Source organism: Daquilactobacillus linshuiensis (assembly GCF_052828685.1).
On the sequence record NZ_CM128255.1, the window covers coordinates 1,270,893 to 1,283,584 of the forward strand.

14 protein-coding genes are annotated in these 12,692 nt (G+C 28.7%); 2 read left to right on the plus strand and 12 right to left on the minus strand.

Features of this window, described 5'->3' with window-relative positions; all coding sequences use genetic code 11:
• Positions 1–59: 59 nt before the first annotated feature.
• Genes ACUV9F_RS06910 through ACUV9F_RS06920 form a run of 3 tightly spaced genes read right to left on the minus strand, consistent with a single transcriptional unit; the run spans position 60 to position 3,272 of the window.
• Positions 60–1,103, minus strand: a complete 1,044-nt coding sequence (locus ACUV9F_RS06910; RefSeq protein ID WP_446183542.1) for an AI-2E family transporter — start codon at positions 1,101–1,103, stop codon at positions 60–62.
• Positions 1,104–1,105: 2 nt separating this feature from the next.
• Complete coding sequence (locus ACUV9F_RS06915) at positions 1,106–1,723, minus strand: YdcF family protein (RefSeq protein ID WP_446183543.1); 618 nt, start codon at positions 1,721–1,723, stop codon at positions 1,106–1,108.
• Between the two features lie 49 nt (positions 1,724–1,772).
• Positions 1,773–3,272 (minus strand): hypothetical protein, encoded by a 1,500-nt coding sequence (locus ACUV9F_RS06920; RefSeq protein ID WP_446183544.1) that lies wholly within the window; start codon positions 3,270–3,272, stop codon positions 1,773–1,775.
• Positions 3,273–3,390: 118 nt separating this feature from the next.
• On the opposite strand from ACUV9F_RS06920, the gene ACUV9F_RS06925 reads away from it, so the two are divergent.
• Complete coding sequence (locus tag ACUV9F_RS06925; protein WP_446183545.1) at positions 3,391–3,918, plus strand: DUF308 domain-containing protein; 528 nt, start codon at positions 3,391–3,393, stop codon at positions 3,916–3,918.
• A gap of 28 nt (positions 3,919–3,946) precedes the next feature.
• Here ACUV9F_RS06925 and ACUV9F_RS06930 read toward each other — a convergent pair whose 3' ends face one another.
• The 9 genes from ACUV9F_RS06930 to ACUV9F_RS06970 form a co-directional block, all read right to left on the minus strand.
• Positions 3,947–4,699 carry an alpha/beta fold hydrolase gene (locus ACUV9F_RS06930; protein WP_446183546.1) on the minus strand — a complete coding sequence of 251 codons (753 nt, stop codon included), beginning with the start codon at positions 4,697–4,699 and terminating at the stop codon, positions 3,947–3,949.
• A gap of 1 nt (position 4,700) precedes the next feature.
• Entirely contained in the window at positions 4,701–6,638 is a 1,938-nt protein-coding gene (locus tag ACUV9F_RS06935) for a M13 family metallopeptidase (protein WP_446183547.1), read from the minus strand.
• A 72-nt stretch (positions 6,639–6,710) separates the two neighbouring features.
• Positions 6,711–7,181 (minus strand): universal stress protein, encoded by a 471-nt coding sequence (locus ACUV9F_RS06940; RefSeq protein WP_446183548.1) that lies wholly within the window; start codon positions 7,179–7,181, stop codon positions 6,711–6,713.
• Between the two features lie 37 nt (positions 7,182–7,218).
• Positions 7,219–8,355: a metallophosphoesterase family protein gene (locus ACUV9F_RS06945; protein WP_446183549.1), complete on the minus strand. Its 1,137-nt coding sequence runs from the start codon at positions 8,353–8,355 to the stop codon at positions 7,219–7,221.
• A 125-nt stretch (positions 8,356–8,480) separates the two neighbouring features.
• On the minus strand, positions 8,481–9,011 hold the full coding sequence (locus ACUV9F_RS06950) for a GNAT family N-acetyltransferase (protein WP_446183550.1): 531 nt from the start codon (positions 9,009–9,011) through the stop codon (positions 8,481–8,483).
• Positions 9,012–9,133: 122 nt separating this feature from the next.
• Positions 9,134–9,631 (minus strand): hypothetical protein, encoded by a 498-nt coding sequence (locus tag ACUV9F_RS06955; RefSeq protein WP_446183551.1) that lies wholly within the window; start codon positions 9,629–9,631, stop codon positions 9,134–9,136.
• 20 nt (positions 9,632–9,651) lie between these two features.
• A complete protein-coding gene (locus ACUV9F_RS06960) occupies positions 9,652–10,551 on the minus strand; it encodes a DMT family transporter (RefSeq protein WP_446183552.1) in 900 nt (299 codons plus the stop codon).
• A gap of 10 nt (positions 10,552–10,561) precedes the next feature.
• Positions 10,562–11,110 carry a DNA-3-methyladenine glycosylase I gene (locus ACUV9F_RS06965; protein WP_446183553.1) on the minus strand — a complete coding sequence of 183 codons (549 nt, stop codon included), beginning with the start codon at positions 11,108–11,110 and terminating at the stop codon, positions 10,562–10,564.
• Between the two features lie 49 nt (positions 11,111–11,159).
• On the minus strand, positions 11,160–11,624 hold the full coding sequence (locus ACUV9F_RS06970) for a universal stress protein (RefSeq protein WP_446183554.1): 465 nt from the start codon (positions 11,622–11,624) through the stop codon (positions 11,160–11,162).
• 136 nt (positions 11,625–11,760) lie between these two features.
• Here ACUV9F_RS06970 and ACUV9F_RS06975 point away from each other — a divergent pair, with 136 nt between their 5' ends.
• Complete coding sequence (locus ACUV9F_RS06975) at positions 11,761–12,555, plus strand: tyrosine-protein phosphatase (RefSeq protein ID WP_446183555.1); 795 nt, start codon at positions 11,761–11,763, stop codon at positions 12,553–12,555.
• Positions 12,556–12,692 lie beyond the last annotated feature (137 nt).

A 12,692-nucleotide genomic window follows, 5' to 3' on the forward strand; every position in this document is an offset into this window, starting at 1 on the left:
CTTATTTAATAATTATTTATTTTACACCATAAAATAGTACGTATCAATAATCGTTAGATTTATTTCTTTTTAGATTTTAATCTAATAGGAAGCTTTTTTTCTTGTGGCGTTACTTTTACACCTAAAATATCTAATAAAAATGTAAAAATCGGTATTCCGATAATCAACCCCCATGGTCCTATAAACTTTTCTGAAATTAATAATATTATAAAAGTAAAAAACATTGGCAAATGCGTTTTACTGGACATAAACTTAGGATTCAAGAAGTAAGTCTCAAATGCATGAATAACAATAATCATAATTATTATATAAATAACATCCTTTATTCCTCCAACTGAATATGCAACTATCGACAAAGGTATTAAAGAAATCACCACTCCTGCGACCGGTATTAACGACATAATAAATACCATAACCGAAAGTGCTAAAATCCCTGGCATTTTCATAAAAATCAAAGTTATTGTTGTGATAACTGTATTGGTCAATGCTATAAATAATTGAGCTTCAAGAACAACCCCAAAAGTATTAATAAATTTATCAGCAAAATATTTCAAATCTTCAAACAACCAACTATTTCGACTCTTCAAAAAAAGATTCCCAAATGAATTTATTTCATCAACATCAAAGGCATAAAAAAAGCTTAAAATAAATGAAACAAATATTGTTAAACCTACTTCTCCCACATTACTTATATAAGTAACAACTTTAGAGATACCCATTTTTATCTGTCCGTCTAGATTAACCTGATTTATCCAATCCATAATGTATGAAAAAATAGGATTTTTTTGTAAATCAGGATCATTGTAGAATTTTGTTAATGATTTAAACATTTTTATTATTTGTGTAATCAATTGTGGAAAATACATTGTTGCTGCTAAATATATTAAATATATTATTAATAAATAAACAGGAACAATTATCCATATTGGTTTAATATGGATAGTTTTCTGAACTCTTCTTACCATTTTTACTGACAAAAAGGTCAAAATAAATGTTAACAAGAAAATGTTCATCATTCCTCTCATTAACCAAAACAAAAAGATAGTAGTCAACAAGACTGTATTTCTTCTTAATCTCTGATTTTTGATAAATTTTTCATACATATTTAAACTCCCATAATTATTGCTATTACTAATAGTATCAGTATTATCAATAAAGTGAAAAAAAACTTTTTATTTTTCCATAAAATTGCTAACAATTCTATCCTGGTTAATCTATACAGTATATCTTTTCTTGTTTTAGCTCCATAAACTTTAACATGAAATCCATTTTTTAAAGCTTCTGTTTTAACTCTTGAAACATGATAATTACTTGTTGCAATTGCCACATCATCAGACTTTGCAATTTTTTTAGAATTAATTATATTTTCTAAAGTATTTTTGGATTTTTCTTCTAGTATAATTACTTTTTCTGAAATCCCTTTAAATACTAAATACTTTTTCATTGCTAAAGCCTCAGAAACTTTGTTTCCTTTATCTTTTCCACCACTTACAATTATAATTCCATCTTTTTTTAGAAGTTTTATTCCTAGATCAAGCCTATTTTTTAGTGTTTCAGTAACTGAATCATCATCATTTATTCTTGCACCCAGAACAATCACATTTTTGAATTTTTTTAATTTTCTAGGCCAAAATGAATACATTATATCAATAATAAATACTATAGTTATCCCTAATAAACTTCCTAATATTATTCCTAAAAGTATCAGCATAATTTTTAACAATTGCTTCACCAACTTAAAAAGAGAGTATATAAAATATACTCTCTAAAACTTATTTATCAAAATAAATTACATTCTTTGCAGCGACCCAAGTTCCGCCCGCTATTTTATAGTATTTGTCACCTTTATTATCATTACCAACTTCAGATGTATACCAGAATGTTCCACCTTTGACGTTTTCTTTTAATAGACGTCTTTTTTTAGATGAGTATGTATTAAACAATTGGTAACTATTCTTCTCTTCACCTTTAATCTGAACTATTCCATTTATTTCACGTGAATTCTCATCAAAAACAATATCAAAGGCTTTTTTTACAGCGTTGGCATCTGTTTTAGCCATTTCTTCATTATAATCTTCATCAACAAAATCATCTTCTTCTCTTGAAAATTCAAATTCACTATCTTCAATATTTCGTTGATCATATGTATCTTCACTTGTATCAGTTTCTGTAAATTCTTGTGAATCATCTTGTTCAACTATATTATTACTTAAATCCACTTCTTCTACATCTTTTGTTTCTACGTTCACATCTTCTTGATCGTATGTAGTTTCATTTATATCTGATTTTGCAAGTTCTTGTTCTTCAGTTAGATTACTATATTCATTACCTGAACTAATTTCTTCAACGTCATCAATTAAAACTAGAGTTTCGCCAAATATTCTATAATACTTGCCATCGGTTGATACCCCTTGTACCGAAATAATTGTTCCATAATCAATAACAAAATCTGGAATTAAATTGCCTGCAAAATCATACAAAGTAGGGTTATTTTTATTTATATATTTAACTTCAAATGGAGTGACGTCTTCTATCTCAATTAATTCATTTGCTTCTAAGTTTTCTTGTGGATATGAGTTTTCAAGGAATAGATTATCTCCTAACGAATTTTCTTTAGGGAATACATCTTCTGCTCTTACATATCTATTTTCGTATATCTTATAATATTCGATTTTTTCTAAAATATTTATTCTTTTTATATGTACATTAAATTCTTCACCAGGAGTTAAAATTTCATTGTCATAAATATTTCCAAAATCATCAAACAAAGGTATTTCTTTCAAATCATCTTTAGTGATAAACTGCTGTGGGCCAATTTCAATATTATTCCAGACAGAATTTGTGTTCTGTTCTAGCTCTTTATTCAAATCTATTGGTTCGTACTCACCTAGTACTTCATTAACATTTTCAACAACATTTAACTCTCTTTTTAAAACCAATATATCTTGATCAATTAAAATACGCTCTGCAGGATCTATTGGTCGACCGTTTATTGCAGTTTTGGCTTCTGGAAATTCTCTAACTCCCGGTATAACAACATATATAGTTTGATTATATTTTTTTTCGTTTTTAAAAACTTCTTCTATTTCATCTTCACCATCAATATCCGGCAAAGAAATTCTTATTCTCTCAACAGCAAATTTATATTTACCACTATCAATTTCTATATTAAAATCATCCGGATTTAAATATTTTTCTACTCTCTCACCAACTGGTATCTCAATTGTGTCATCAAAATGTATTGACAGTATAGAGCTTTTTGACTTGAACATATTATATCTCCCAAATTTCGCTTCAAGTATTATTTTACCTTAGATTTATTAATTATGAAAAGGTTCTACAATAATTAATTATGGTAAAATATCTTAGTTATATCTTAGGAGGAGTTTTATGGGACCTTTTTCAACACAATTTCACTTATATAGATGGCTTAGAATATTATTTTTATTTGCTACTGGACTTATCATCGTTATTAATCCAACTGAGTCACTAGATTTTATTGTATATTTCGTAAGCACCTATTTGTTTATTTTTGGTTTAATTGCAATCGCTGATAATATTAAACTTTATAAAATTGCCAAAACAGACAGTATTTCTTTAACCCTTGGTGTTGGTAGCATTATTCTATCAATAGTCACTTTATTTATAGCAAAATTTTTAATGTTGCTTATTCCTGTTATTTTAGGAATTATTTTAATATTTAATGGTATTAATCAATTCAGAGATTCTAATGAAGATAGACAATTTGTAAATGTTACTCCTTGGTTAGACTATCTGTATTCACTCTTAATGATTGCTCTGGGTCTTATTTTTATTTTAAATCCAATGAATATTGTTAATTTATTTTTTTGGTTATTTGGTGCAGGGCTTATAATTCTTTCAGTATTTGAACTTATTAATACTCGTATATACAAATAAAGACGCCGACTTTTTAGTCGACGTCTTTTTAGATATTTTTTTCAAAAAATTCAGCAATTTCATCCATCAAATCAGTGGTAACTAGATGTCCTTGATTGTCACCTATCAAAAATTTTGTTTTTTTCGCATAATTTTCATTTTTTATTTTGCTAAAAAATTCTTTAGGTTCCAAAAAAAGAATTCTTTCATCTTTAGTTCCGTGCCAAATAAAAAATGGTCGATTATCTATTTTTTCTGGGTGCAGACTTAAATCATATTTTTTTATCCATCCCAAAAGACCATCTATATCTTTAGGCATATATACACCATACTCTTGAGCTTTTTTCTTCACTCTTTGAAAATATTTATATGGTGACGGCGATCCCATTATACTGGACGCTACTGTTATTTCACTATGATGTGTCAATAAAGCACACGTAGTAATCGCACCCATAGAATAACCGCCAACACCTAGATGATTTCTATTTAAAAGTTTAATTTTTTCATAGAAATTTATTAATATCCCAAATTCAGCAATATTAGACTGAATACTATTCCAAAAAGTAAATGATGGAATAGAAGATATTGGTTGTTTTCTTTTTCCATGATTTTGTGCATCTGGTAATATCACTCGAATTTTTTTCTGTGCTAGTTTTCTTGCTTGAGTTAATACTAGTTCTTTGCTCGATTTCCATCCGTGATAAAAAACTACAATCGGGATTTTTTCTTTTCTTAAGCTCTCATCTACTACTTCTAAAACAGGAATATTTTCAATATCTCTGGCTAATACAATTATTTTCATTTTACCAAATACTTACTCTTTGTTCTTTTTCAAGCCACATACCATCCCCAGGTTTTATATCAAAAGCTTCATAAAAATCATCCATGTTTTGAGCATGAATATTAGCTCTCATTGGTCCTGGCGCATGGACATCTGTTGATAATAATAATTCAGCAAATTGTTGAGTTGATTTAATTCTCCAAACTCTAGCCCAATTTATGAAAAATCCCTTTAAATCTGCATCTTCATGTGTTTTAGTGGCTTCTAATGCACAGCTTAATCCACCTACATCGGCAACATTTTCGCTCACTACTAGTGTTCCATTTATTTTTTTACCAGCAAACTCAACACCATCAAATTCTTTTATCATAGCTTGAGTTAATTTTTCAAACTGTGCGTAATCTTGTTTAGTCCACCAATTATTTAAGTTACCTAATTCATCAAATTTTGCACCATTATTATCAAAAGCATGCGAGATTTCATGTGCAATTACAGCTCCAATTCCACCGTAATTTTGACTTGCTGTTTGATTCAAACTATAAAAAGGTGCCTGTAAAATAGCCGCAGGGAATGTTATGTCATTTCTTGATGGGTCATAACATGCATTTACCGTGTGACCTGGCATTCCCCATTCAGTCCTATCAACAGGCTTTTTAAATTTATCAAAATTATGTTGACGAACTATTTGAGAAATTTTCATCATATTTGCGTATAAGGATTGATTGGTATCAATTTTAAATTTCTTATAAATCTCATCAACTTTATCTGGATAACCAACTTTAATCGCTATTTTTTCAAGTTTAACTATTGCTTTTTGTTTTGTTTCTTCACCTAACCAAGTGTTTTTTTTGATTCTATTTTTATAAATAGTAATCATCTTTTGAATCATTTTTATAACGTCTTGTTTAGCATCTTGTCCGAAGTATTTTTCACCATAGTATTTTCCTAACACTTCACTAAATATATTACTTGTTCTATTGTAAGCAGCTTTAGTTCTGTTTGATAGTTCCTTACTACCACTAAGTGCTAAGTTATATTGCCCAGCTGTTTGTCTTATGTCTTCACTTAACAATGAAGAACTAGATAAAACTTTTTTTAGTACCATCCATGCTTTTAAGTTTTCAAAGTTTTCATTTAAAGCTTTATTTATTCCATCAAAATATCTAGGCTCAGTAACAATAACTTTATCTGGAGTATCATTTATCAAGCTGCTAATTAATGTATTTAGATCGAATAAATCTATTTTTTTAATAAAGTCATTATAGCTAACAGGATTATATGCTTTAGTATAATCAGCCCATTCTTCTGAACTCTTAACTAGAGGTACTAACTTTGCATCAAATTCTATAGCTTTATCACTTACTTTTCTTGCTTCACTTTCAGAGAAACCGACTTTTTCAAGTGTACTTATTGCTGTTTTTTTGTAAACATTCAATAGTTCAACTCCAGAAGGATTATTATCATAGTACGTTTTATCTGGAAGAATTAAACTTGGTGCATAAAAATAGACGACATTTTTGCTAGTATCTTTCATATCTGCATCAATATCGATTGAAAAAGGTAATGAATAACCTTTTAGTACAAATTCTTGCAATTTAGAATCTAAGTCATTGTAATTTTTTAAACTTTTTATTAACTCTAAATCATCTTGTATTGGTTTTGCGCCATCTTCATCAAGTTTATTTGTATTCATTCCTAATGAATATAGCTTAACTGCTTCTTTCATCAACTCATTTGGAACTTTGGTTTCATCATTTGAAAATTCACTAAAATCAGACATCAATTGTTTTTCAACATCTAAATCTAAATCAGAAAATCCACCAGTTCTTGGCTTGTCATTAGGAATAACAGCCGTTTTTAGCCATTCACCATTTACTGATAGATATAAATTATCTTTAATTTGTGAAGTTGCTCCTACTGTAGTATCCCCAGCTCCACCTAAAACTTGTTTTATTTTCATTACGCTCACTCCTAAACATTCAATTAAATTGATAATAACATATATTAAAAAAAGCCGTTAAATAACGACTTTTTATCTTACAACAGATACAGTAACTGGTGAATATCTTACAATGTGTTCAGCCTGTGATCCTAGTTTACCATGCTGGTTATTTGATCTTTCAGATCCAATAATGACTAAATCAGGATCAAACTTAGGAATTACTTTGTCCACAATTACATGGCCTGGATTTCCTTCACTAACCATTGGTTTAACATTAGAAACACCAAATTCTTCTGCTTTTTGAACATATACATTCAAGTGTTCTTTAATTTCTTCTCTCCTTTCTTCAACTAGTTGAGGTGAAAGAGATTGAAAAATATTTAAATCGCCTATTTCCATAACTGAAATAATACCCAAAGGTAAATCCATAGATTTTGCCATTGTACATGCGTAATCAAACGCTGCTTTTGATGATATAAAATCGTCATCATCAATACATACTAAAATTTTATTGTATTGAAGTGGTTCTACAATATATTCATCTAAATTTTCATTATCCATAAATTAATACCTCCTATTAGTATAATTATATCATATACTAAATCTGAAACTGCCTGATATTAGTTGCTGCACCATATCCTAGTACATTAATTATTTCAGTCTTAGGATTAATATCAATTATATAACCTGCAAATTCAGAAGGCTCGTTTATTTTACGATTCCACTTTTTATTATAATTCGTTGTTAATCCATGATTTTTTCCCATCAACGCTGAACAATTTAACAAAATATAATTAATGTCATCAAACATATAATTTTTTTCAATATGCCTATGTCCACAAATATAAGCAGAAATTTTAGCGTTTTTAATATGAGAAAAATCAAAATCAACATTAAGAGAAAACTCATTATCTAATTTGTTATCAACTTTTCCCTTTAATTTTTGATTAAACGCTACAAACAATTCATGCATTGATATGCCATTGTATGCAAGACTACTTTCTCCTTTTGGATTCACTAATGGAGAATGTCCAAAAACAACAATTTTTCTTCCTGATGATTTTTCTAATATCTCAACTAGCTCTTCCACTTGTTTTTGTCTAACTGCTTTTATTTTTTTTACATCATATTTTTTAACACCCATAACATTAAGTTTATATGGGACATCGCTAGTATTGATAAATATAGTCCTTACCGCGCCTTTATCAAAATAATAAAGACCAGTCTCTTCGGAAATATATTTAATTTGAGGTTGATTATATAATACTGGATTTACAATTTTTGAATACGTATTTTCATTAAATGATGCTTTTTTACTAAATGTATGTTCATCAAATTTGTCATTATCATCATGATTCCCTTTAGCTATAGCAAACGGCAATTTTGAATTATTTAAAGTTTTCAAAGTAAGTCTTAACAATGTTTTGCTATTTTCTGGGCTATCACTTCCATCAATAACATCCCCTAAATGAGCCTTTAAATCAATTTTATAATTTTTATCAAAAAAACTTAGCTCTTGGGTATGAACTAGACCATTAATCCCATAAAAAGTTGAATTGTACGTATCTTTGGCATGCGTATCTGTTATTACAGCTAACGTAAAGGATCCGTAAGAAGTATTATCTTCAACAATTTTTTTATTAAATTCTGTTAAATATTCCTCTACAAATTTTCGGTACGAGATATTGCCTCGCATTCCGTTAGCGTAAGTGTCCAATAAATTGACATTTTTCACACTTTTTATTCTTCTAAAAAGATTTGTAAGATTGCGAAACAATACCTAATACCCCCACTTCTAATTGATATTTATAATATACCACTTAGATATAAAAAAAGTCGCCTAATAAATAGACAACTGTCTTATTTTATCAACATTTGATATGCAATTCTTGGAACGGTATTTTCATCTTCCATCATTGTTATAGTTCCTCGATGTATAAAGCCATTTTTTTCTATAACATGTTGCATTGCCATGTTTTCAAAATGTGTATCTATTCTTACATCTGTATACCCCAAAACACGAGATAAGGTCAACAAATGATGAATCATAGTATCTGATAGATTATGTCCTGCATAACTTGGGTCTACAGCAATTCTATGAATTACTGTGTATTCAGGATCAGAATCAAGATCCCAATTTCCATCAATTATTTTTTCATAATTTTCTTCAACACCTTGTTGAAGAGCAGCGGTTCCTACAATTGCACCGTCTAAAACCATAACATAATTAATTCCATCTTCAATATCCTGAGCTAAAATTTCTTTATCAGGATATCCATTTTGCCATTGATTTACCCCACGTTTTTTTAAGGTACTTTTTGCTGAATCAATAATTTCATTTACTCTATCAAAATCTTTTTTTGTTGCTTGTTTCATATAAATTGTTGCCATAGTTCTTCACCTCGATAAAATATATACCGAAAGATTTAAACAAACTTTACTGTAAATTACAACAGTTTTTTCAAAAATAAATAAAAAAAGTTAACTCAATTTAAATCAAGTTAACTTATTTATTAATTGTTTTGCCATTGATCAACCGCATTTGCAGCCAATCCGATACTTAACAATGCATCTCTTGATAATATATTTCTGATATTACCAATTCTTGTATTTGCTGATACAGCACCTATTATTTCAAATGCAAAGCTGATAATGTGTAAATCTTCAATTGGTTGATATTTTCCGTCATCATCATATGGGTTTTCATGATTGTAAGTAAAATTAATTTCTTCCTTAGTCATTGAACCATCAACATGATTTAATAATACACGATCATGAAGTTGACTTAACTTTTGATCTTTATCTTGCAAAGTTAGTCCATGATCTGATTCTTCTTCATAATATTCATTTTCAGTCATATCAAAATACTCTTTAATAGGCTTTCTTAATAGCGATATTTCATCAATGAATTCATATATTTTTTCTACGTCTAGTTTCTTTTTTTTGTTTTCAATATCTTTTGTATCGTCATATAATTTTGAAGCAAATTCACTTATTTCTGAAAAATTCATTTTCCCACCTCGTTGTATAATTATAATGGTTCTTCTTTGGAACTTCCATATGCCATTATAAATGCAGTAGATATTATTAAAATCATACCAAATATTTCTATAATTCCAATATGTAAATTCATAAAAGCTACAGATGCTATGGTTGCAGCAAGTGGTTCAAAAGAATCAATTAAAGAAACTGTACTTGCTTTTGCATATTTTAAACTGGCTAAGTTCATAAAATACGCTAACACCGTACCAAAGAAAAATACAAACCCATACAAAAACATTCCTAATAAGCTTAATTTAGGCATTTGCCAAAAAGGATGCTTTATATTCAAGATTGCACCACCAATAAACATGGCCCAACCAACAACTATAATTGATCCGTAATTTTTCAACAATCTTCCTGGCAAAAGAATTGACAGTGCCGAGGTTATTGAAGCAATAATTCCCCAAACTAACGCTTTAGTCCCAATAGATATAGATGAAATATTACCTTGGGTTACAATTAAAACAGTCCCCAATAATGCAAGTATCAGTCCTATAATATCAGTTCTTCTTGGAGCAGATTTAGTAGCAACTGCCAACCAAATAATAACAAAAATGGGTGATGTAAATTGTAATATTGTAGCTGTTGGAGCGTCTGAATATACCATTGTTTTGTAATAAGCTAATTGCATTAAAGTCATTCCAAATACTACATATGAAAGTAGTCTGACAATATCTTTTTTATTAGTTACGATTCCAAAAACTTGTTTTCTTCCACTTTTAAAATAAGCATAAACAAGCAATACAAACCCTGCAAAAAGCATTTTTGTACTAACTAATAAATCCGAATTTAAGTGTTCTAACTTTATCAGTGCGTCGGACATAGTATCTGACAATCCCCAAAATGTTGCTGCCAATCCAGCAATTAAAATTCCATAATATTTTTTCAAATTTTAAACCTCATTTAAAATCGCAGCTATCAATGTGATCATTTATTACTCCTGCTGCCTGTAAAAATGAATAAATAGTAGTTGGACCAACAAACTTAAATCCAATTCTTTTCATTTCTTTACTAATAGTTATTGATAATTCATTATAAGCAGGTAACTCTTCATCAATATTATAATGGTTGATTATTATCTTTTTTTGAGTAAAAGACCATATAAAATCACTAAAAGTTTTATTTCTTTTATAAAATTCTGATATTACATCCGCATTATTAATTGCAGCATTAATTTTAAGCTTATTTCTTATAATACCTTTATTATTCATTAATTCATTAAATTTGTCATCATCATAATTTTTAACTTTTTGAACATCAAAGTTATCAAACGCTTTTTTAAATGCATCTCTTTTGTTCAGAATTGTTTGCCAACTCAAACCAGATTGAAAAAGTTCTAAAGTTAACATTTCAAATAAATATTGATCATTATATTCTGCAATTCCCCACTCTTCATCATGATACTTCATCATTTCAGGAGTTGTTTGCGCCCATTTACATCTATTCATACGATATTTTCCTCAATAAAAAAAGAGGCCTTATTACCTCTTCTTGAATTTACTTGTTATCAACATCTGTTCTAACTATTATTACATCAGATAAAGCATTTCTGGTAACAAATTCCGATACTGATCCAATAAGCAATCTTTCAACTGCATTAAGTCCTGTGGATCCAATCATTATAAGATCATTTTTATATTCTTCAGGAAATTCAGTGGCAATTATTGTTTTAGGATCACCAAAACGAATGTGTGAACTTAAATTTTCTTCAGTCATTCCCTTTTTGAATGCTCTTTCTTGTAAATCTGTTAAATATTCTTGAGCATCTTCTGAGATTTTATATACCACATCTCCATTTAACATGCCGCCATACATTCCAATAAATTGTTTTGTATTCAATACATTTAACACATCTAAGTGAGCATTATTTAAAAGTGCTACCTTGACAGCTTTGTCGAACGCTTTTTCAGATTCTTCCGATCCATCAACTGGAACTAAAATTCTTTTATAATCTTGTGACATTTCTCTGTCCTCCAGTGCTTTTGCTTATATTAATAATATATGTTATGGGTAAAGTTTACAATAATTATGCTAATTTAAATTTCCTTGTTATACTTTAGTAATTAAGTAAATTTTTTAAAAAAGGGGATTCCAATTTATGAATGAAAGAATATTAGATCCTTATCTTGAATCAGGTAGAAATTTCAGAGAACTTGGCGGTTATAAAACTCAAGACGGTAAAACTTTGAAATATCACAAAATTTTAAGATCAGCTAATCTTGCTGAACTAACGAAAAAAGATCAAGATTTTTTATTTAATTACGGTTTGATAAAAGATATCGATTTCCGGTCTAAAGATGAAGTTCAAAAAGAACCAGACAGAATTCCTGATGGAGTAGAATATGTTTTTAATCCAGTATTAAAAGAGGATGAAACTAAAGTTTCAAAATCTACAAGTGAAATAGAAAAAGAGTTTGGCTTTACTTTTAATGATGGATATAAACAAATGCTTCAAGTTTATGAAAATATAACTCTTGATGATGAATCTAAACATGCATACAGAATCTTTTTTAATCACTTATTGGATAATACTGAAGACAATCAGGTTACATTATTCCACTGCACTGCCGGTAAAGACAGAACCGGTATGGCTGCGGTTTACTTTTTATGGGCTCTTGGAGTCGATCAAGAAACTATTAAAAACGATTATTTATTAACAAACAAATTAATGAAATCATATATCGACAAAAAAATTGAACTATTGAAAGCTAAACATACTTCTTCAGATATTATTTCATCTGTCAAAGCGTTAATGTCAGTAAATGAGGACTACTTAAATGTTGCAAAGAGAAGTATCCTAGCTGAAAATGGCAGTATGGAAAATTATTTAAAAGAATCTTTAGATCTCTCAAAACAAGAAATTAATGACCTAAAAAAAATTTATTTAGTTTAATTCTTATTTTTTATTAACTTTGTTCACAAAAAATTCACATTTAAAGTCTATTATGTGAATGTAAGTTAAAGGATATTTCCCCCAAGAATTACCTTTAATTTATTCCCCTCAGAATATGATATGCTAAAAAAACGGCG

What these genes read in the sequence shown, in the direction of transcription:
- ACUV9F_RS06910 (WP_446183542.1), bottom strand. Translation starts at nt 1,103, where the DNA reads ATGTATGAAAAATTTATCAAAAATCAGAGATTAAGAAGAAATACAGTC.
- ACUV9F_RS06920 (WP_446183544.1), bottom strand. Translation starts at nt 3,272, where the DNA reads ATGTTCAAGTCAAAAAGCTCTATACTGTCAATACATTTTGATGACACA.
- ACUV9F_RS06925 (WP_446183545.1), top strand. Translation starts at nt 3,391, where the DNA reads ATGGGACCTTTTTCAACACAATTTCACTTATATAGATGGCTTAGAATA.
- ACUV9F_RS06930 (WP_446183546.1), bottom strand. Translation starts at nt 4,699, where the DNA reads ATGAAAATAATTGTATTAGCCAGAGATATTGAAAATATTCCTGTTTTA.
- ACUV9F_RS06935 (WP_446183547.1), bottom strand. Translation starts at nt 6,638, where the DNA reads ATGAAAATAAAACAAGTTTTAGGTGGAGCTGGGGATACTACAGTAGGA.
- ACUV9F_RS06940 (WP_446183548.1), bottom strand. Translation starts at nt 7,181, where the DNA reads ATGGATAATGAAAATTTAGATGAATATATTGTAGAACCACTTCAATAC.
- ACUV9F_RS06950 (WP_446183550.1), bottom strand. Translation starts at nt 9,011, where the DNA reads ATGGCAACAATTTATATGAAACAAGCAACAAAAAAAGATTTTGATAGA.
- ACUV9F_RS06955 (WP_446183551.1), bottom strand. Translation starts at nt 9,631, where the DNA reads ATGAATTTTTCAGAAATAAGTGAATTTGCTTCAAAATTATATGACGAT.
- ACUV9F_RS06965 (WP_446183553.1), bottom strand. Translation starts at nt 11,110, where the DNA reads ATGAATAGATGTAAATGGGCGCAAACAACTCCTGAAATGATGAAGTAT.
- ACUV9F_RS06970 (WP_446183554.1), bottom strand. Translation starts at nt 11,624, where the DNA reads ATGTCACAAGATTATAAAAGAATTTTAGTTCCAGTTGATGGATCGGAA.
- ACUV9F_RS06975 (WP_446183555.1), top strand. Translation starts at nt 11,761, where the DNA reads ATGAATGAAAGAATATTAGATCCTTATCTTGAATCAGGTAGAAATTTC.